This window comes from Xanthomonas prunicola, from assembly GCF_025266575.1.
In the GTDB taxonomy this organism is placed as follows: domain Bacteria; phylum Pseudomonadota; class Gammaproteobacteria; order Xanthomonadales; family Xanthomonadaceae; genus Xanthomonas; species Xanthomonas prunicola.
Map to the genome: position 1 here is coordinate 4,461,920 of NZ_CP096142.1, position 20,023 is coordinate 4,481,942.

At 63.3% G+C, this 20,023-nt stretch carries 13 protein-coding genes; 7 read left to right on the forward strand and 6 right to left on the reverse strand.

All coding sequences use genetic code 11. The features are described from left to right. Positions 1-105: 105 nt before the first annotated feature. Together M0D43_RS19080 and M0D43_RS19085 are read right to left on the reverse strand one after the other, a co-directional pair. Positions 106-855 carry a C40 family peptidase gene (locus tag M0D43_RS19080; protein WP_252162616.1) on the reverse strand — a complete coding sequence of 250 codons (750 nt, stop codon included), beginning with the start codon at positions 853-855 and terminating at the stop codon, positions 106-108. Positions 856-964: 109 nt separating this feature from the next. Continuing rightward, a complete protein-coding gene (locus M0D43_RS19085; RefSeq protein WP_260808293.1) occupies positions 965-1,501 on the reverse strand; it encodes a C40 family peptidase in 537 nt (178 codons plus the stop codon). A 110-nt stretch (positions 1,502-1,611) separates the two neighbouring features. Here M0D43_RS19085 and M0D43_RS19090 point away from each other — a divergent pair, with 110 nt between their 5' ends. The 6 genes from M0D43_RS19090 (at position 1,612) to M0D43_RS19115 (ending at position 7,558) form a co-directional block, all read left to right on the forward strand. After that, the gene (locus M0D43_RS19090) at positions 1,612-2,091 is read left to right on the forward strand and encodes an FKBP-type peptidyl-prolyl cis-trans isomerase (RefSeq protein ID WP_252162617.1); all 480 of its coding nucleotides are present in this window, start codon (positions 1,612-1,614) and stop codon (positions 2,089-2,091) included. Positions 2,092-2,322: 231 nt separating this feature from the next. Further along, positions 2,323-3,567 carry a DUF418 domain-containing protein gene (locus M0D43_RS19095; RefSeq protein WP_252162618.1) on the forward strand — a complete coding sequence of 415 codons (1,245 nt, stop codon included), beginning with the start codon at positions 2,323-2,325 and terminating at the stop codon, positions 3,565-3,567. 7 nt (positions 3,568-3,574) lie between these two features. Further along, complete coding sequence (locus M0D43_RS19100) at positions 3,575-4,825, forward strand: NAD(P)/FAD-dependent oxidoreductase (protein ID WP_260807479.1); 1,251 nt, start codon at positions 3,575-3,577, stop codon at positions 4,823-4,825. Then, entirely contained in the window at positions 4,822-6,192 is a 1,371-nt protein-coding gene (gorA, locus tag M0D43_RS19105; protein ID WP_260807480.1) for a glutathione-disulfide reductase, read from the forward strand. The genes M0D43_RS19100 and gorA overlap by 4 nt, the downstream gene beginning before the upstream one ends. A gap of 219 nt (positions 6,193-6,411) precedes the next feature. After that, the gene (locus M0D43_RS19110; RefSeq protein WP_260807481.1) at positions 6,412-6,819 is read left to right on the forward strand and encodes an MGMT family protein; all 408 of its coding nucleotides are present in this window, start codon (positions 6,412-6,414) and stop codon (positions 6,817-6,819) included. 40 nt (positions 6,820-6,859) lie between these two features. Further along, a complete protein-coding gene (locus M0D43_RS19115) occupies positions 6,860-7,558 on the forward strand; it encodes a rhomboid family intramembrane serine protease (RefSeq protein ID WP_252162621.1) in 699 nt (232 codons plus the stop codon). A gap of 219 nt (positions 7,559-7,777) precedes the next feature. On the opposite strand, the gene M0D43_RS19120 is transcribed toward M0D43_RS19115, so the two are convergent. The 3 genes from M0D43_RS19120 to M0D43_RS19130 form a co-directional block, all read right to left on the reverse strand. Further along, positions 7,778-9,793: a M13 family metallopeptidase gene (locus M0D43_RS19120; protein WP_252162622.1), complete on the reverse strand. Its 2,016-nt coding sequence runs from the start codon at positions 9,791-9,793 to the stop codon at positions 7,778-7,780. A 183-nt stretch (positions 9,794-9,976) separates the two neighbouring features. Further along, positions 9,977-12,076 carry a M13 family metallopeptidase gene (locus tag M0D43_RS19125; protein ID WP_260807482.1) on the reverse strand — a complete coding sequence of 700 codons (2,100 nt, stop codon included), beginning with the start codon at positions 12,074-12,076 and terminating at the stop codon, positions 9,977-9,979. Between the two features lie 383 nt (positions 12,077-12,459). Then, positions 12,460-14,601 carry a M13 family metallopeptidase gene (locus M0D43_RS19130; protein ID WP_252162624.1) on the reverse strand — a complete coding sequence of 714 codons (2,142 nt, stop codon included), beginning with the start codon at positions 14,599-14,601 and terminating at the stop codon, positions 12,460-12,462. A 425-nt stretch (positions 14,602-15,026) separates the two neighbouring features. On the opposite strand from M0D43_RS19130, the gene M0D43_RS19135 reads away from it, so the two are divergent. Then, the gene (locus M0D43_RS19135; RefSeq protein ID WP_252162625.1) at positions 15,027-16,622 is read left to right on the forward strand and encodes a phytoene desaturase family protein; all 1,596 of its coding nucleotides are present in this window, start codon (positions 15,027-15,029) and stop codon (positions 16,620-16,622) included. A gap of 107 nt (positions 16,623-16,729) precedes the next feature. Here the strand turns inward: M0D43_RS19135 and M0D43_RS19140 are convergent, their stop codons facing one another. Continuing rightward, on the reverse strand, positions 16,730-19,789 hold the full coding sequence (locus tag M0D43_RS19140; RefSeq protein ID WP_252162626.1) for a TonB-dependent receptor: 3,060 nt from the start codon (positions 19,787-19,789) through the stop codon (positions 16,730-16,732). Positions 19,790-20,023 lie beyond the last annotated feature (234 nt).

The window sequence follows — 20,023 nt, forward strand, 5'->3', positions numbered from 1 at the left end:
GGTACATGCCACGCGGCGGGCGCATGAAGGAGCGGCCCAGCCCGTGCAACAAAAAGGCCGCGAGATCGTCGCGGCCTTTCATGACTGAGCCGAAGCAATCGGGCGTTACAGCACCCGGCGCGCCTGGATGAACTTCTCGCTCCAGTAGCCACTCGCCAGCGAGTCCACCCGCACGTCCTTGCCGCGGCTGGGTGCGTGCAGGAACTTGCCGTCGCCGACCACCAGGCCGACATGGTCGATACGGCCGCGCTTGCCGAAGAACACCAGATCGCCAGCCTTCAGCGCGCTCGGGTCCTTGATCAGTTCGGCTGATTCATCGCGGGCGATGTCGCGCGAGACGCGCGGCAGGTCGATGCCGAGCGCGGTCTTGAACACGTAGCCGACCAGGCCGCTGCAGTCGAATCCTTCGGTGGACTCGCCGCCCCAGACGTACGGGGTGCCGAGCAGCGCCATGGCGCGCTGCAGGATCACCTGCACGCGGCTATCGGCCACGGCATTCTGGGCAGCATTGGCCGCGCTCTGCGAAACATCATAATTGGCGAGCAGGCGGCTGAGGTCGCCAGCGAACATCGCCGAGCGGTCCATCAGAGGAATAGCGTCATTGGCGGCCAGGTGCGGAAGCAGGGCGGCCAGTGTTGCGGTAGCAGCGGCGTCGGCGCGGCTACGGGTTGCGGCTTTCTCGGCGGCGACGGCGCTGTCTGGCGTGGTCGTCTGCGGAGCGGGCGGTGTGCTGTTAGCGGTCTGAGCCAACGCGGGAAGTGCTGCAAGCCAGAGAGCGGTGGCGCATAGCAGGCGGAGCGGTTTCCGGGGCGGAAGCGGTGCGGCGCCAGTTTTGGTCTGTTCGTCGTTCGTCACGCGGGAATCACAGTTCTGCTGTCGATGCGAGATGATGCCTTGGTGAAACAATCGTTACGTTCAAAAAAAGTTAAATTTCCGTTTTGTGACTTGTGATGCACGTCACATTTCAGTGTAAAACCCGCTTTGAACCTGAATAATGGTCGCGCCAGTAGGCGCCATCAAGAAAATCCAAGCGGACCGTACCACCGGTGGTGGGAGCATGCACGAAGCGGCCTTCACCGACATAAATGCCGACGTGGGTCACGCTGCCACCGGAGCCGAAAAACACCAGATCGCCGGTGGCAAGTCGCTCGGGCGGGATGCGTGGGCCCTGGATCGCGGCCAGCTCGCGCGAAGTGCGTGGTAGGGCCAGCACGTCCTTGTAAACATAGGTCACCAGCCCGCTGCAGTCGAAGCCGGTCTCCGGCGTATTGCCGCCGAACCGGTACGGCGTGCCCACCAGCCCCAACGCGCGCATCAAGATGTTGTTGGCAGCGGCCGGGTCGGCCGGGGGGACCTGCGGCCATACGCGCGATGCCGGCGGTGGTGTGGCTGGGCGCCGGACCGGCGCTTGCGACGAACAACCGCCCAAGAGCAGCAGGCCCAGCAACAGGCTGGCCGCGACGCGCCGGCGGCGGGCGGCGAAAACTGGCGTGATATGCATGGAGCCGGGATAATGAGCGGTTCGAAAGGTCGCCATGATGGCGGCGCACCCGGCGGCCGACAAGCCGTCTTCCACCGTCTGCCACCGGGCAGCCTCATTCAGAGCCAGGCATGAAGATCGAAAAAGACAGCGTCGTCCGCTTCCACTACACCGTTTCCGAGATCGGCCAGGAGCCGATCGAGAGCTCCAAGGAGCGTGACCCGTTGGCGATCATGATCGGCCACGGCAACATCATCCCGGGCCTGGAAGCGGCCATGATGGACAAGCAAGCGGGCGAGAGCTTCGGCGTGGACGTCAAGGCGGCCGACGCCTATGGCGAATACCGCGAAGGCCTGAGTCAGCGCGTGCCCAAGAAGCATTTCGGCGCCACCAAGCTGGTGCCCGGCACCCAGGTCGTGCTGCAGACCAACTTCGGCCCGCGTGCGGTCACCGTGCAGAAGGTCGGCATGAGCGTGGTCGATGTGGACCTCAATCACCCCATGGCCGGCAAGGACCTGCATTTCGACGTGGAAATCATCGAAGTGCGTGAAGCCACCGCCGAAGAGCGCGACCATGGCCATGTGCACGGTGACGGCGGTCATCACCACTGAGATCGAGCAGGAATGTGGTTGCGCGCGAGTTGGGTCGACAGCGCACGGGTGCCCAACTGTCGTATGTCAGGCGTTGGGCGCTGCGACGTTGCATAAGATCCACGCATTGCTCGTCCCTCCACATCGGTGTGTCGCCGAGCTTGCGTGATTGCTGTTCCTGACGGCTCGCCCCACCGGCGGGCCGTTTGCATTCTGCGGCGCGCGCCGCCGCACCTGGTTGCCTGAGCCGTGATGACATCCCGCAACGCCTTGTTTCCCATTGCTGCGACCGAGCGCATCGTCGTGCTGGACGTCCTGCGCGGCGTGGCGCTGCTGGGCATCCTGCTGATGAACATGGAAGCCTTCGTCGGGCCGCTTGATCTGGCCATGACCGGCGTCGATCCGCATTGGCATGGTGCCGACCGTGTTGCCGATGCGCTGGTCTATGTGTTCGTGCAAGGCAAGTTCTACACGCTGTTTTCGTTGTTGTTCGGGATGGGCGTTGCGGTGATGGCGCAGCGCGCCGCGCAGGCCGGGCGCGCATTCTTCGGCCTGTATCTACGTCGCACCGTGGCGCTGCTGGCAATCGGCCTTGCCCATACCTTGTTGGTGTGGTCCGGCGACATTCTGGTGACCTATGCGCTGCTGGCGTTGCTGCTACTGAGCGCGCGCAACGTGCCAACGGTCACGCTGCCGTGGTTGGCCGCGTTGGTGTACCTGTGCGCACCTGGATTGACCCTGCTGTATGGCGTGGCCAGCGAACTGGCGCAGGCCGATCCTGCCGCGACGGTGCAGTGGAAAGCGGCGATGGCCGATGCCGCGCAGCAGGCACTGGCGAATGTACAGGCGCAGCGCGCCGCATTCGGCAGCGGCACCTATCTGCAGGCAACGGTGCAGCGATGGCATGACTTTCAGGAGGCCATGACCGGCCTCAGTATCAATGGCCCGTCCATGTTCGGCATGTTCCTGCTCGGTAGCTGGTTCGTACGCAGCGGCGCGATCGCCGCGCCCGAGCGCTTCCCGCGCTTGTTTGCAACACTGCGCTATGCCGTGTTGCCGCTCGGGCTGGGTGTGATGCTGACAAGTTATGCAGTGGAACCGTGGATCGATCCGGCGCGGCTGGACATGCGCCTGTCCTGTGCCTTCGCGCTGTCGCTGATCGCCGGGCCATTGATGTGCCTGGGCTATGCCGCATGGGTGGTGCGTTTAGCACCGCGCCTGTCGTGGGTTGCGCCAGCGGGGCGGATGGCATTGAGCAACTATCTGCTGCAATCGCTGGTGTGCACCGGCATCTTCTACAGCTACGGTCTGGGTTATTTCGAGCAGCTGCCGCGTGTGTGGCAATTGCCGTTCGCGCTGGTGGTGTTCGCGCTGCAGGTGCTGCTGAGCCGGTGCTGGCTGCATTGGTTCCGCTTCGGGCCGATGGAATGGCTGTGGCGCAGCGTGACCTATCTGCATATTCCGCCGATGTGGCGCAACGCCAAGCGCGCCGGGTAGCGCCTGCATGCGCACCGATCGCGATGATGTGGTGGTGATTGGCGCGGGCGCGATTGGCCTGGCCACCGCGCTGGCACTTGTCGAAGCGGGTCGGCAAGTACGTGTGCTCGATGCCGGTGCGCCCGGTGCAGCGACCTCTTACGGTAATTGCGGCACCATCACACCGAGCCATGCACCGCCGCTGGCGGCGCCCGGCATGCTTGCGCAGGCAGTGAAATGGATGTTCACCCCGGATGCGCCGCTGTATATCCCGCCACGTCTGGATCCCGGGTTATGGCGCTGGCTGCTGCGCTTTGCACAGCGTTGCAATGCAGGGGATTGGCAGTCCAGCGCGTATGCGCGCGCGGCGTTGCTGCACGATGCGCGGCAGCGCTTCGACGAGTGGGTGGTACGGTATGCGCTGGACTGCGAATTTCGCAGCGACGGGCTGGATTATGTGTTCGGCGACGCGCGTCGCTTTGCGCAGTATCGCGAAGAATGCGCACTGTTGGCGCAGTGGGGCATCCGGGCAGAGGTGATCGATGGTGCGGACTATGTGCGCCAGGATCCCGCATTTTGCGATGGTATTGTCGGCGCGATCCATTTCCCTGGCGATGCGCATCTGCGCCCGGAGCGTTACACCGCTGAGCTGGCGAGAGTGCTGCGCGCGCATGGCGTGGCGATCGATGCGCACTGCCGTGTGCAGGCCCTCGTGCCGGATGCAGCTGGAACCTGCGTGCAGACCGAGCATGGCAAGCGCTATGCGCGCGAGGTGGTCATCGCGACCGGGCCGTGGTCACCGGTGTTGGCGGCGCAACTTGGCCTGCGCTTGCCGGTGCAGGCTGGCAAAGGCTATTCGATCACCTACAGTGCGCCGCCGCTGATGCCGCGTCGCCCGGTAGTGTTGAAGGACCGCTGGGTGTTCGTGGTGCCGTGGCGCGACCGCCTGCGCATCGGCAGCACGATGGAATTTTCCGGGCGCAATACGCAGCTCAACGCCACACGCCTGGCAGCATTGGAGCGCGCGGCGGCCGAGTACCTGCATGCGCCGTGCGGTCCTGCCGTGATCGAACGCTGGTACGGATGGCGGCCGATGACCTGGGACGACCTGCCGGTATTGGGCGCAGTGCCGGGCCATCCTCACGTCTGGCTCGCAGCCGGGCATGGCATGCTCGGCATCAGCATGAGCACGGCAAGCGGACAATTGATGGCAGACCTGATCACGGGCCGCGCACCTGCGCTGGACCCGCATCCTTACCGGGCGGAGCGTTTCGCATGAGTGCGCGTTACGACTACGACGTGGTGGTTCTGGGCGGCGGCTCTGGCGGCCTTGCCGCAGGATTTCGTGCAGCAAAACATGGCGTGCGCGTTGCGATCATGGAACCCGGCGACTTGGGCGGCACCTGTGTCAACCTCGGCTGCGTGCCGAAAAAGGCGATGTGGCTGGCGGCCGATCTGGCCGGCAAGATCGAGTTGGCAGGGGCATTGGGATTTGCGGTGTCGCGCCCGACGCTGGCCTGGCAGGAGCTGGTCACGCATCGGCAGGGATATATCGCCAATATCCACGCCAGCTATCGACGCCGCCTCAATGAAGATGGTGTGGTGTTGATCCCGCAACGCGGTGTGTTGCAGGACCGCCACACCATCATGGGCAGCGACGGCGTGCCGGTGACCGCCGAGCACATCGTGATCGCCACCGGTGCACACCCGCTGCGCCCGGACGTGGAGGGTGCCGAACATGGCGAAGTCTCCGACGATTTCTTCAATCTCTGTCATGCGCCTGAGCAGGTCGCGATCATCGGCGGGGGATATATCGCGGTCGAAATCGCCGGGCTGCTGCAGGCCCTGGGGAGTCGCGTGCATCTGTTCGTACAAGGCGAACGCTTGCTGGAGCGCTTCGATGCGGAACTGACCTTGCAGTTGGCCGACAACCTGCGTCATCTGGGCGTGCGGCTGCATTTCGGTTTCACCACGACGGCGCTGGAGCGCGATGCGCAGGGGGCGCTGCGCGTGCGTGGTCATTCCGTGCATCCGCGCGAGCAGGGCAACGATGTCTTCGACAAGGTGTTCTTTGCGGCAGGCCGCCGCGCCAATACCGCCGGGCTGGGCCTGGACACGGTAGGTGTAGTACTCGGCGATAAGGGCGAAGTGGTAGTGGACGACGGGCAGACCACCAACGTGCCGAATATTCACGCGATCGGCGATGTCGGCGGCAAGGTCGGGCTGACGCCAGTGGCGATCGCTGCGGGTCGCAAGTTGATGGACCGCCTGTTCGGCAATCAACCGGATGCGCGGATGGACTACGAAGGCGTGCCAAGTGTGGTGTTTTCGCACCCGCCGCTTGGCACTGTCGGGCTGACCGAGGAACAGGCGCGCGCGCGTTACAACGGCGAGGTGCGCGTCTATCGCAGCAACTTCCGCCCGATGCTACACGCGCTGGCCGATGCGCCGCAGCGCAGTCTGTTCAAGCTGGTGTGCGCGGGCGAAGCAGAGCGTGTGGTCGGCCTGCATCTGCTGGGCGAGAGCGCAGACGAAATGCTGCAAGGCTTTGCAGTAGCGGTGAAGATGGGCGCGACCAAGCGCGACTTCGACGAGACCGTGGCGATTCATCCCACTTCGTCCGAAGAGATTGTGTTGATGCATTGAGGAACGGTGGCGTCGCTGTCGCGAATCGATGGTTGGTCGCCACGTGGCGGTGCATCAGGCGATGCCGCGATCAATGCCAGACTGCGCTATGGGATGGTAGCCGCACCCTCATCCGGCACTGCGCGCTACCTTCTCCCGATGGGAGAGGGCTTGCAACTTTCCCTTCGCATGAAGGGTTCGATGCGCACACGCACACCCATCACCTGGCATGCTTGTGCGATGTTCCAATCTCGCCATCTCACGCCGAGCCCATCTGCCAGCCTTGCTACGCGCGCCGGCTCCAAGGAGCAGGCGCTGTCTGGCGAGCAGGCGCGGCTGCGGATTCTTGAGGTGATCCGTGCGATTCCCGTGGGCGAGGTCGCCGGTTACGGGGAAGTTGCTCGGCGCGCCGGCTTGCCGGGCCGTGCGCGGCTGGTGGCGCACGTGCTCAGTGGTCACGATGACCCGCAGCTGCCCTGGCACCGCGTCTTGCGCAGCGATGGCCGGATCGCCTTGCCCGACGGCTCGGCGGGCTATCGCGAGCAATGCCAGCGCCTGCGCGCCGAAGGCGTCCAGGTGGAACGGGGCCGTGTGCGCCGTGCCAGTGCCGCGCAGCGCCTGGATGCGGCCGTATGGGGGCCTTCATAAGCTTGCCGTTATCATCGGCAGCACTCCGAAGGATGCCGCCATGCCTCAACTGCCGCCCATCACCAAAGCATTATTGATCGCCAACATCGGCTTGTTCCTGCTGCAGTGGGCGGTGGGCGACCTGGGTGCCGGCGTGCTGCCATCGGACAGCGTGTTGTCGTGGCTGATGTTGTGGCCGCTGTCCAACGGATTCGATGCGTTCTCGCCGGGCGCCAGCTTCATGCCCTGGCAGTTGCTGACCTACGCATTCCTGCATGGCGGCTTCAACCACCTGTTCTTCAACATGCTGGCGCTTTTCATGTTCGGCGCGCCGCTGGAGCAGACCTGGGGCCAGAAACGCTTTCTGACCTATTACCTGGTCTGTGCGGCCGGTGCCGGCGTGTGTCAGCTGTTGATGGCCTGGTTCACGCAAAGCGGTGCGCCGGTGGTGGGCGCGTCGGGCGGTGTGTTTGGCTTGCTGCTGGCCTACGGCATGCTGTTCCCGAATCAGCGCGTGATGCTGCTATTCCCGCCGATTCCGATGAAGGCGCGCACATTCGTGATCGTGTTCGGTGCGATCGAACTGTTCCTCGGCGCAACCGGCTGGCAGCCCGGTGTTGCCCACTTCGCGCATCTGGGCGGCATGCTGTTCGGCTGGCTGATGATCCGCTATTGGCGTGGCCAGTCGCCATTTGGTGGCAGCGGTGGAAAGAAGGGTGGTGGCAAGGGACGCAAGCCGCCGTTGCGCGTGGTGCGTTGAGGCAGGCAATGCGGCGTTGTTCCGCGTGATCAGCGGGAGCGGTCTTGGCCGCGATGGGCATTATCGGGAACACCTCATCGCGGCCAAGGCCATTCCTAGAAGAATGGCAGACGCAGAAGCCAGCACGGATCACGGACGACACGCCTTCCAACGAATGCCACAAACAAAAAAAAGAGCGCGGAATCCGCGCTCTTTTTTATTGCCTAACCTTTGCGAGGATCAGCGCCAGAGTTTGATCTGGTCTGCATCCACGCGCTGCATCGGTTGGCCGGCCTTGCAGCTGAACACTGCACCGAATTCCGGCAGGTTCGACAGCGGACCGTTGGTGCGCCACTGGCCCGGTGCGCGGATGTCGGCGCTTGCGCGCTGCACCGCTTCGTTGGGCGACAACTGCTGCGCCCACAGCCCGGCCCAGGCAGTGAAGAAGGCTTGCTTGTCCGCCTCGGTGGCTGCCGGCTGTGCCTTGTTGAACGCCTGCCAGGCCAATTCGATGCCGGCCAGATCGGCCAGGTTCTCTTCGGCGGTCTGCGCACCGTTGACCTTGGCATTGGGCACGCCCGGGTACGGGTAGGCCGAGAACTGCGTGGCGACCTTGTCGGTCAGCATCGTCCAACTGGCCTTTTCGGCCGGCGTCCACCAGTTGCGCAGTTCGCCCTTGGCATCGACCAGCGCGCCCTTGGCATCGATCGCACGGGTGATTTCGTGCGCGACCAGCGCACCGTAGGCGCCGTACCGCGCGGCCTGGGTACCGCCGGTGGTCAGCACCGGCGCTTGCAACACCGCGGCAGTGACGATCAGGCGGTTCTGCGCGATGTCGTAGGCCACCGCCGGCTGCTGCGGCAGCACGTCCCAGCGACGGTCGGCGTTGCCCTTGCCGATGCGCTTCATCTCTTCGCGGTGACGCCAGGTCGAGGCGATCAGCATGTTGCCGCCGAAGCTGCCGCGGCCCATCGGCTGCACGGTGTAATCCAGGTCGCGACGCGGCGCGCCGACTTCGATCTTCATTGCGGCCAGCTTGGCTTTGGCTTCGGCGATCACTTCGCCGTTGCCCCAGCCGCTGCGCTCCAGCGCGGCCAACTGCGCGTCGCGCAGCTGGTCGGCGATGGCTTCGGCCTGACGGCGGGTGTCGTTGCTCAGGTAGCGCGCCACGTACTCGCGCCCGAGCATCGGGCCGGCGGCGATATTGATCGCGTCCAGCACCTGCTGCCAGCGCTGCGGCGGCACCGCATCGCCACGCAGCAGACGGCCGCGGAACTGGTATTCGGCATCGTGGAAGCTCTTGGACAGGTACGGCGCCATGGCATCGCCCACGCGCCAGCGCAGGTAGGCCTTCCACTGTTCCGGCTTGATGCTGACGATCATGCTGTCGAGCTGCTTGAACATGGCCGGGTCGGCCATCGACACCAGATCGTCCTTGACGCCCTGCGCTTCCAGGAAGTCGCCCAGACGCAGGTTCTTGTACTGCTTGGTCAGTTCCTTGGTGGCGATCGGGGCGTAATTGTTGAACGGGTTGTTGATGCCTTGCACCGACTGCGCGCTACGCGCCAATGCGGTTTCGATCTGCAGCACGGAGGCGGCATCGGCGTCGAGCTTGTCGGCCGGGGTGCCGGTCAGCGCCAGGATCTGCTTGACGTAGGCGCGGTAGCGGCCCATCAGCGCCTGGGTGTCGGCATCGGTGCGGGTGTAGAACGCCGGATCCGGCAGGCCCATGCCGCCCTGCATGAAGTAGCCGATGTGGCGGTCCAGCGCTTTCAGGTCCACGTCCGGGCCGAAGTTGAAACCGACCGGAATACCGACCTGATGCAACGCCGCGATGGAAGCGGGCACATCCTTGGCCTTCTTGATCGCGTCGATGCGCGAGAGCAGGGGGGCGATCGGGTTGGAGCCGTCCTTTTCGACAGCTGCTTCGTCCAGGCCGCTGGCCCAGAAATCGCCAAGCAACTTCTGCACGTTGCCCTGCGGGGAATTCATCGATGCATCGAGCAACTCGCGCTGCTGCTGCAGGGCGCGCTCGGACAACTGGCCCAGCGCAGTGACGGCGCCGGCCTGCGGCACCGGGTTGGCCTTGAGCCAGCTGGCGTTGGCGTAGTCGTAGAAATTGGTGCAGGCCGCCGAGACGGCTGGAGCCTTGGGCGCTGCGGCCTTCTTCTTGCGAGCGGCGTCGGCGTCGGGGGCGGACAGCAGCGAGATCAGGCTGAAGCCAAGAGCGAGGGCAAGCGGACGAATGGTGGGCATCGAGAAGAAGGGTGGCCAGAGTAAAGTCGCCGGAGTTTAGCAAGGCTGCGTGCCATGCAGGCGGGCGGACGCTGTGGTTCGTGCTCGGTGCTGGCCGCTTGCATGAATGCGACAGGCCCGCGCATGCGGGCCTGTGCCTGGTGTCATCGTGCTGAAAGCGCTTGCAGCCGCCGGCGCGTCGGCCTACCAGATCACGACGCGGTCTTTCTCGGGCCGCACCATCGCATCGCCGGCCTTGCAGAAAAACGCGGTGGCGAAGGAGGGCATGTTCGAGGGCGGGGCAATGGCGCGCAGGTTGTCGGGCGCATGGGGGTTGCTCGCCAGGTAGACCAGCTGCTGCTGTTCGCGTGTGTGCCCACGCCAACTGCGCGCGAAGCTCAGGAAAAAGCGTTGATCCGGACTGTAGCCATCGATCGCGACAGCGCGCTCCGGGTGCGCGCGCAGATCTGCTTGCAACGCATCGTAGGCGACGTTGAGACCGCCCAGGTCGGCAATGTTCTCGCCCAAGCTGAGCTTGCCATTGACGTGCACCGTGGGGTGGCTGGGCAGCGGCGTGTAGGCATCGAACTGTTTGACCAGTCGCTCGGCGCGTTGCTCGAAAGCGTTGCGATCCTGCGGCGTCCACCAATCCACGTTGTTGCCGGCGCCGTCGAATTGTCTTCCCTCGTCGTCGAAGCCGTGCATGGCTTCATGCCCGATCACCGCGCCGATGCCGCCGTAGTTCAAGGCATCGTCTGCAGTGGCAGCGAAGAACGGCGGCTGCAGAATTCCTGCAGGGAAATTGATGGAATTGGTGCTGGGGTCGTAATACGCATTGACGGTCTGCGGCGTCATCGACCAGCGCGCGCGATCGGTGGGTCTGCCGATCTGGGCGATGTCGTAGTGGTAATTAAACTTCGCTGCTGCCTGCAGGTTGCGGTAATACGCGCCAGGTACGATCTCCAGCCCCGACCAGTCGCGCCAGGTGTCCGGATAGCCGATTTTTGGCAGGAACGTTTGCCACTTGGCGATAGCCTTGGCTTTGGTTTCCGGGCTCATCCAATCGACGTTTTCGATACGTGCCTTGAGCGCAACACGCACGTTGTCCACTAAGTCGCTCGCACGCTGTTTGGCTTCAGGCGTGAACACCTTGGCCACGTAGAGCTGCCCCAGCCCTTCGCCCATTGCGCCGTTGACCGCGCGCAACACGCGCTTCCAGCGTGGCTGCTGCTCGGGCTGCCCTGACAGGGTCTTGCCGTAGAACGCGAAGTTGTTGTCGACGAAGGCCTTGCTGAGCTGCTTGGAAGCGTCATCGATGGTGTGGAAGCGTAGATAGGCCTGCCATTGTGCGATCGGCGCGTGTGCCAGCTGGCGATCGAATTCACCGAAGAAGCGCGGCTGCGACAGGGAAAAGCCAGCACCACTGCGGATGCCTTGCGCAGCGAAGAAACCGGTCCATGAAAAGTGCGGAGTGAGTTTGTCGGCCTCTGCCGTGCTGACGAAGTGATACTGGTTTTTGGGGTCGCGCGCCTCGACACGTGTGAGTGAGGCGGCAGCCAGCCGCGTTTCGAGGGCGAGCACCTCGCTTGCCTGTGCCCTGGCAGCGTCGGCGGTGCTGCCGGTGAGCTCGAAGGACCTGGCGATATAGGCCAGATAGGCCTCGCGAATGGCCGCGTATTCGGGCGCGGTGTAGTACTCCTTGGTCGGCAGGCCGAGTCCATCTTCTTGCGCGAACCCGATTTGCCTGTCGGCATATTTGAAGTCGGCATGCGCGCCGAAAGTGAACACCAGCGCATCGCCTTCGGCAAAACGGCGGGTGATGTAGTCGGCAACGTCCTTGCTTGAGCTCAGTGCAGCAATTGCGTCGAGCTGTGGCCGGATCGGCTGGTCGCCGGATGCTTCGATGGCCGCTTCATCCATGCCGGAGGCATACAGCACGCCGATCTTGTGGGCGACAGGATTGGCTTGCTTGTCCGGCTGTTTCGCTGCGTCTTCGGCAATCTGGCGTTGGGTGGTCAGGCTGTTCTCCACGAGCACATCAGAGACGCCCCAGCTGGTACGGTCGGCCGGAATGGGATTGGCTTTTTTCCAACGGCCATTGACGAAATCGTCCAGGTTCTGGCATGCGCTGGTGGCTGCATCCAGTTCACTGATATCGAACCCAGGTTTCGCCGCCGCTGGCGTCGCTGCAGGAGCCGACGTGACGGTGTTGTCCTGCGTGCTGCTGGTATCCGCTCCGCGTTGGCAGCCCGTCAGGGCGCCCATCAGGGCAAGGGCAAGCATGGAGGTCTTGGTGGGTGACATGGGCGCCAGTCGCTGGGATGAACGCCGAGCATAAGCGGACCCATCCACAGGGGCGCATGCGTTGAGTTTTGTTGAGGCTTGCATGCAGGCGGGATTGCAGATCGCGGCGCATCGCAGCCGGTAGTGCGGGTCTTGAGGCCAGTGCGCGATTGGGGCACGCGTCGCGATGGCTTCGTAGACGCATCCGCGCCACATGCAACGGCGTGGTACGCAGCTGTCGACAGGTGCGTGGAGCCATCGTTGGCCGGTGCCAAGAGAGTCTGCCTCAGTCGTTGGTGCAGGCTGTCGCTGTATGGACGGAGAGCGCGCCTGGAAAAGCGAGTGCCCAAAAAAAGGGCGGCAATCTTTCGATCGCCGCCCGTTGTTCTACAGCGACTGCGCAGTTACCAGATCACAACCTGCTTGTCGCCCTGACGCACCATCGCATCGCCCGCCTTGCACGAGAACGCAGCGGCGAATGCCGGCATGTTCGACGGTGCACCGATGGCGCGGAAGTTGGCCGGCGCGTGCGGGTCGGTTTTCAGGCGCACTAGCAGTTCTTCCGGGGTGAAGTTGCGACGCCACACCGTGGCCCAGTTGAGGAAGAAGCGCTGGTCGCGGGTGATGCCGTCGGTCTTGGGGTCGTCCTTGCCGGCGGTGGCGGTCTTCATCGCGTCGTAGGCGGTGTTGAGGCCACCCAGGTCGGCGATGTTCTCGCCCAGGGTCAGGTCGCCCTTGACCTTGTCGCCAGCTGGCGTGCGGTAGCCGTCGAACTGCGCCACGAGCTTGCCGGTGCGGGCCTTGAACGCGGCCAGATCCTTCTGCGTCCACCAACCCGGATCGGGGATGAAGTTGCCGTCGGCACCGAAGCGGCTGCCCTGATCATCGTAAGCGTGCGTCATTTCGTGGCCGATCACTGCACCGATGCCGCCGTAGTTCATTTCCTCCGGCGCATTCGGGTCGAAGAACGGCGGCTGCAGGATCGCCGCCGGGAACACGATCTCGTTCTGCAATGGGTTGTAGTACGCGTTGACCGTCTGCGGGCTCATGCCCCATTCGGTCTTGTCCACCGGCTTGCCGATCTTGGACAGGTTCCACTTGTAGTTGAACTCCTGCGCGGCCATCACGTTGCCCAGGTAGCTGTCGCGGCCCGTGCTCAGACCGTTCCACTCACGCCACTTTTCCGGATAACCGATCTTGGGCGTGAAGCTTTCCCACTTGGCAATGGCCTTGGTCTTGGTCTCCGGGCTCATCCAGTCCAGCTTTTCGATGCGGGCCTTGAGCGCGGTACGCAGGTTGGTCACCAAGGTCTCCATTTTGGCCTTGGAATCGGCCGGGAAGGCGACCTTGACGTACATCTGGCCCAGCGCTTCGCCGGCCTGACCGTTGATGGTGGCCAGCACGCGCTTCCAACGCGGCTTGATTTCCTTCTGGCCGCGCAGGGTCTTGTTGTAGAACGCGAAGCTTTCATCGACAAACGGCTGGCTCAGGAACGGCGAAGCGCCATCGACGGTGTGGAAGCGCAGGTAGGCGCGCCAGATCGCCGGGTCGGTGTCGGCGATCATCTTGCTCACTTCCTGGTGGAAGGCCGGGATCGCCAGCGAGAACATCTCCGGCGTGGCCACGCCTTGCGACTTGAAGAACTCGGTCCATGACCAGTTCGGGGTGAGCTTGTCGGCATCGGCCGGCGAGATCGGGTTATAGGCCAGCGAAGCATCGCGCGACATCTGGGTGCTGGTCTTGGAGACCTTGGCCAGACGGGTTTCGAAGTCAACGACTTGCTTGGCCTGCGCGGCGGCATCGGCCGTGGCCACGCCGGACAGTTCCAGCACCTTGGCGACGTGCGCCTGGTATGCCTCCAGCTTGGCCTTGTTGGCGGCGCTGGTGTAGTACTCCGGGTCCGGCAGGCCCAGTCCGCCCTGCATGGCGTAGGCGATGTGCTGGCTGGACTTCTTGAAGTCCGCTTCGGCGCCGAAGCTGAAAAGCGCGTTATTGCCCTTGGCTGCGCTGGTGCGCAGATAGTCGACCAGCTTGGCCTGGTCGCTGATGGTGTCGATGGCGGCCAGCTCCGGCTTCAGCGGCGCGATGCCCTGCGCGTTGATCTTGGCTTCGTCCATGCCGGTCGACCACAGGTCGCCGACGATTTTCTCCACGCCCGTGGCCTTGCTGTCGGCTGCGGCTTGTTCCACCAACTGCCGCTGGATCGCATTGGAGCGCTCGTCGAGCATCTCGAATGCGCCCCAGCTGGTGCGGTCGCTCGGCACCGGGTTGGCGGCCAGGAACTTGGCATTGGCGTAGGCGTTCAGATCGGTGCAGGCGTTGCTTTTGGGGTCCAGGTCGGCCGCGGTGAACTGGTTCACTGCCGGCAGCTTGCTCTGGTCAAGGGTCAGCGTCTTGGGTGCCGCCGGGGTGGTGGCCGCAGTGTCGCCCGCAGGGGCGGCCGGCGCGGTGTCTTCGGATTTCTTGCAACCGCTCAGGGCAGTGGCCACGGCCAGGGTCAGCGTCAATAAATGAGGTGTACGAATCACAAAGGACTCCAGAAGCATCAATGGGAAGCCCCGTCGCCGGGGCCATGGCCGGCACTCTACGCCTCGCCAGCCGGATGGCATGGTGTCGAAGGTCATGGGTGCGGCGTGTGCAGGATCGGGCGGGAGGGCCTGGCTTTTGGCTCAGTGGATGCCGGAACTTCATTTGGGACAGCCTTGAAGATCGCCAGCAGGGTGTCGGTGGCGGCTTGGATGCACCTCACGGGAAGCCGTCAGCGGGGTGTGTCGGCGCGCTCGACCCACTTCACGTCATAAGAGGGGCATTTGCCGCACTGAGCATCGGCTGCGACTTTTGCGGCAGCTGGCCTTCGTCCCATCAGCTGCACTGGCGGCGTCGTGTTTAGCTCGGCACTGGCGGCCGACTGCGCAGACCGGCTGTTGTTGCCGGATAGTCGGCGCGGGCGAGCGGTGCTATACACACGGGCATGCCCATGGCCTCTGACCCCTTGGATGCACTGATCATCGGCGCCGGCCACAACGGCTTGGTGTGCGCTGCGTATCTGGCCAAGGCCGGTAAACGCGTGCTGGTGTTGGAAGCGCGCAATGTGGTCGGCGGCGCAGCGGTGACCGAGGAATTTCATCCGGGCTTCCGCAATTCGGTGGCCGCCTACACCGTGTCGCTTCTGCAGCCCAAGGTCATCGCCGATCTGGCGCTCGAGCGCCACGGCCTGCGCGTGGTGCCGCGACGGATCAACAATTTTCTGCCGCTGCCCAATGGCGACTATTTGTTGGCTGGCGCAGGCCGCACGGTGCAGGAGGTCGCCAAGTTTTCCGCACGGGATGCGACGGCATTGCCCGCTTACGAAGCGCGGTTGGAGCAACTGGCCGATGTCTTGCGCGCGCTGGCCTTGCAGCCACCGCCTGAGGTCACCGATGGCGGCTGGTTGCGGGCATTGCCGCAGCTATGGCGGGCGGGCAAGGTCGGCCTGCAGGTGCAGGGCTTGTCGCTGAGCTTGCGCCAGGAGCTGTTGGACCTGTTTACGATTTCAGCAGCGGAGTATCTGGATCGCTGGTTCGAGAGCGCCCCGATCAAGGCCTTGTTCGGTTTCGATGGCATCGTCGGCAACTACGCCAGCCCTTACACGCCCGGCACCGCGTACGTGTTGTTGCATCATGTGTTCGGGCAGAGCAACGGGGTCAAGGGTGCCTGGGGCCACGCCGTCGGTGGTATGGGGGCGATCACTCAGGCCATGGCCGCCAGTGCGCGCGAACACGGGGTGCAAATCCGTACCGGCTGCGCGGTGGAACACGTGTTGGTGGATCAGGGGCGTGCGGTCGGTGTTGTTACTGCGGACGGAGAGATAGTCCACGCCCGCGCCGTCGTGGCCAACGTCAATCCGAAACTGTTGTATCAGCGCCTCATGCGGCCAGATGACGTGCCTGCGGCAACGCGCGAGCGGATTGCGCATTACCGCTGCGGATCGGGTACGTTCCGCATAAATGTCGCACTCTCGCGCCTGCCGGATTTCACTGCATTACCCGGCAATGGCGATCATCTGACTGCCGGCATCATCCTGGCACCGAGCCTGGACTATATGGACCGCGCCTGGCACGACGCGCGCGCTTTCGGATGGTCGCGTGAGCCGGTGGTCGAATTGCTGATCCCCAGCACCCTGGACGCCACCCTTGCGCCGCCAGGTCAGCATGTCGCCAGCCTGTTCTGCCAGCACGTGGCACCGCAACTGCCCGACGGCAGGCAGTGGGACGACCACCGCGACGAGGTGGCCGATCTGATGATCGCCACGGTCGAGCGCTACGCACCTGGATTTGCGGCATCGGTGCTGGGCCGGCAGCTTCTGAGCCCGCTCGATCTCGAACGCATCTTCGGCCTGGTCGGCGGCGACATCTTCCACGGCGCCCTCAGCCTCAATCAACTCTTCAGCGCACGCCCGCTGCTGGGGCAGGGGGCCTATCGCGGCGCGCTGCCTGGGCTGTATTTGTGCGGGTCGGGGACACATCCAGGTGGTGGAGTGACTGGTGCGCCTGGACATAATGCGGCGCGGGTGATTTTGGCTGGGTGAGAGCTCCTTAAAACGTGACGCATAAAAAAGGCCTCTGAAATCAGAGGCCTGGAGCAAGAACATCCACTGCAACGGAAGCGCCATTGAGACGCTTCCGTTGCCGACGATCAGAAGTCGTAGGATGCCGAGAGACGAACGAAGCGCGGCGTATTGAAGGAGAACGTATCGGTTCCGATCCCGTAGGTGTTGGACACCGTGGAAGGTGCGGTCTCGTAGACACCGTTCACGCGCAGCACGTCGCGCTGGTTGAGCACGTTGAAGACCTGCAGTCCCAACGCCAACTTGTGGTCGGCGAAGCTCGGACGATAGGTCACGCCCAGATCCAAGTTGGTTGTCCAAGGCGTGCGGCCTGCATCGCCCGGCCGCGACGGCTGACCACCGCAGTAGTGATACGCCGAGCCATAGCTGATCGGATCACTCTCGTCGGTGCCGAAATAACCAAGGCAGGATTTTGGCGTTCCGGACATGACGCGCAACGTGGCAGACGCCATCCATTCTGGCGTCAGCTGATAGGCGCCGAAGGCCTTGAGCTGATGACGACGGTCGTTAGCCAGGCTGCCGCCTGCGTAGTACATGAGAGCCGCGGCGTCCCAATCCTGGGTCTTGGACACATCGGATTGACCGATATCCGACTTCACCTGACCCTCGGTGTTGCCGTAGCTGTGCGACCAGGTGTAATCGACGCGGCCATACCACTTCTCATCGAAGGGGTGTTCCAAGAACAGGTCGACGGCGACATAGTTACGGCGTGCTTTGTCGGTGAAGCCCCAATCGGACTGGGACATGCGCACGCTGGTGTAGCCAGAACCATCGACATTGCGCAGTTTATAGGTATTGGTCTGCCCTGGGTTGAACATCACGCAGCCGGGAATGCTGACCGCATCCACATCGCCGCCCTGGGCGGTCAGCTTGTCACCGATTTTGGCGGTGTCACAGACGTCGTCGATGGCCGACTGCAGTTTGCGATAGGTGAACTTGGCACCAGAGTTCCAACTTGAACCGAGTGTCTTTTCGAAGCCGACCAAGAACTCGTCCTGGTACTGCGACTTGAGATCCGTCGGAGCAAAGGAGTTTGGATCGGGAGCCTGGCCGTACTCGCCGTTGGAAGACACCGGGCCAGGGCCAAGCGAACGCAGGCCGGTGGGCTCGCCATTTGCGTCGATACCGGTGTAAGCGAAGTATTCGTCGGTGTAGGTGGACGCCGACGCGCCACGAATCGCTACGCTGTTAGGCAACGCGAGGTAGTACCGCCCCAGATTGGCGAACACCTTCAACGAGGAGTCGCCGAAGACGTCCCAGCTGGCGCCAACACGCGGTGCCCACTGGTCGCCGCTGTCAACATAAGCAACATGGTCGCTATTAAAGTTGGTGAACTTGTCATTGCGGATGCCGAGCGTCAGCAACCAGTTGTCGCTGACTTGCCAACGATCTTCTAGGTAATAGGCTTTCTGTTCCACGGCCATGCTGGTCGTGGTGGTGAAAATGCGGCGCTGTGCGTAGTAACCATTGCCGCCGGACGGACCGACTCCCAGACCGGGCCGGATGGCTTGCGTGGGATCGGTTTGGCGACCGTAGATCCACTGATAACCGGGACCGGTAGTACGCACGCCTTCGTCGTAGGCGTTGAAGTACATGTTGTCCACGCCAGCGGTCAGGTCGTGGTTGCCCAAACGGTATTCCAGTTCTACACGGAGGCTGCGGGTTTTGTTCGTCGGGTCGTCGGCTTTGGCGCGGTTGGTGGTCTGGTTGTTGCCAATCGGTTGCCCGCCAGTGATTGCCGGATCCTGGTTGGTAAAACTTCCGAGGAATGGCAGATCCGAGACCAGTCGATTGAATTGCTTGTTTTCCTGCTTGCTGCGGCCCCATGTGGCGCTCAGCGTCAGGTCATCGGTGATGTAGCCGGTGTACTTGAAGATGTCATAGGTGTCCTTGATCTTGAACGTATCCGGATAGGTGCCGGTGGCCGCACCGCCAGAAAGACTGTCGTAATCGAAGGATGTGTAATACCCGGAGCGGCGATCCGTGTTCTGGACGCGCGTATATTCCAGGATATTGTTGTCGTTGATGTTCCAGTCGATCTTGCCGTAGAACTTTGGCGAGCTGTAGTCGTAGTTATTGCGCGCCTGGGTGCTGTCGGTGAACGCATTGGTCGTCACGCCGTCGGTCTTATCGGTTTCGCCGGCGACAAAAACAAACAGCCTGTCTTCGATCAGCGGACCACCGGCGTAGGCGCTATACACCGTACGGGTCTGGGTGTTGTCCTTTCCGCTGCGATAGAGCGTACCCGGTTGGCTACGATCGGTGTACTCGAAGTTCGTGGGCAGCGTAGCGTTCGGGAACCAGACATCGCCACGCGAACTTGCAAGTGCCTTCGGCTCCCATACCGCCTGTGCACCGAAGTGCCATTCGTTGGTGCCGCGCTTGCCGACCTGGCTGATCACGCCACCGGTTGAACGGCCGTAGCGCGAGCTATAACCACCGGTATACGTTTCCTGCTGGTCGATCGCGCCATAAGGCAAGCTCACGCCGCCAAGATTGCTGAGCGGGTTGCTGACGTTGAAGCCGTTGATGTAGTACGCGTTCTCGGTAACGCCGGAACCGCCGAAAGACACCACCGAGCGCGAACCGTTATTGAACGCGCCGCTGCCAGCGACCGCACCCGGTGCCAGCAACGCGATCGCTTCGGCGCTACGTCCCAGCGGCAAGGTGGCCAACTGCTCGGAGGTGATCACCGAACGCGAGCTGGTAGAGCTGACATCGATCTTCGGTGCATTAGCGGCGGTGACGGTGATTGCACCGAGCGTGGTTGCATCGGCATTGCTACCCGAAGTACCTGCGCCAGCGAAGGACACTTCCGTGCCCGAGCCAACGCGCAGCTGCACGTTTTTGCGGGTGTCGACGACCTGGTCGCCGCGCTTCAAAGTGACGGTGTAGGCACCCACCGGCAGCGAGCCGAGCGTGTAGCGGCCATTGGCGTCGATGGTGATGGTGCGGCTGAGGCCGGTGTCGCTCTGCACGACAATCGTGCTGCCGGCTTCGGACGGGGCGCTGCCGTAGATGCTGCCGGTGGTGCTTTGCGCGTAGACCGCGCCGTTGGTTAGGCAAGCACCGAGCACAACGGCAAGGGCGGTGCGTTTGAGGACTTGGCGACGCAACTGATTGCTCATTCCTGACCTTTTCAACTGAAGTTCGGATAAGGGGCGGTCATCGGGGAGTCAGATGGCCTTAACCCGAACGTAATGAATGCCTGCTATGCAGTGCAAGCTTTTGAAACGATTTGTTAATGAAATAGTCCTGATCCGCGTCGAAAGTGAGGAATTCGGCACAAAATGGCGCCGCGCAACACATCTAAACAAACGACCTCGAGCGACACGCGCGAGTTAATGGTTACGTTCGATACA

What these genes read in the sequence shown, in the direction of transcription:
- M0D43_RS19085 (WP_260808293.1), bottom strand. Translation starts at nt 1,501, where the DNA reads ATGCATATCACGCCAGTTTTCGCCGCCCGCCGCCGGCGCGTCGCGGCC.
- M0D43_RS19090 (WP_252162617.1), top strand. Translation starts at nt 1,612, where the DNA reads ATGAAGATCGAAAAAGACAGCGTCGTCCGCTTCCACTACACCGTTTCC.
- M0D43_RS19095 (WP_252162618.1), top strand. Translation starts at nt 2,323, where the DNA reads ATGACATCCCGCAACGCCTTGTTTCCCATTGCTGCGACCGAGCGCATC.
- M0D43_RS19100 (WP_260807479.1), top strand. Translation starts at nt 3,575, where the DNA reads ATGCGCACCGATCGCGATGATGTGGTGGTGATTGGCGCGGGCGCGATT.
- gorA (WP_260807480.1), top strand. Translation starts at nt 4,822, where the DNA reads ATGAGTGCGCGTTACGACTACGACGTGGTGGTTCTGGGCGGCGGCTCT.
- M0D43_RS19110 (WP_260807481.1), top strand. Translation starts at nt 6,412, where the DNA reads ATGTTCCAATCTCGCCATCTCACGCCGAGCCCATCTGCCAGCCTTGCT.
- M0D43_RS19115 (WP_252162621.1), top strand. Translation starts at nt 6,860, where the DNA reads ATGCCTCAACTGCCGCCCATCACCAAAGCATTATTGATCGCCAACATC.
- M0D43_RS19120 (WP_252162622.1), bottom strand. Translation starts at nt 9,793, where the DNA reads ATGCCCACCATTCGTCCGCTTGCCCTCGCTCTTGGCTTCAGCCTGATC.
- M0D43_RS19125 (WP_260807482.1), bottom strand. Translation starts at nt 12,076, where the DNA reads ATGTCACCCACCAAGACCTCCATGCTTGCCCTTGCCCTGATGGGCGCC.
- M0D43_RS19130 (WP_252162624.1), bottom strand. Translation starts at nt 14,601, where the DNA reads ATGCTTCTGGAGTCCTTTGTGATTCGTACACCTCATTTATTGACGCTG.
- M0D43_RS19135 (WP_252162625.1), top strand. Translation starts at nt 15,027, where the DNA reads ATGCCCATGGCCTCTGACCCCTTGGATGCACTGATCATCGGCGCCGGC.
- M0D43_RS19140 (WP_252162626.1), bottom strand. Translation starts at nt 19,789, where the DNA reads ATGAGCAATCAGTTGCGTCGCCAAGTCCTCAAACGCACCGCCCTTGCC.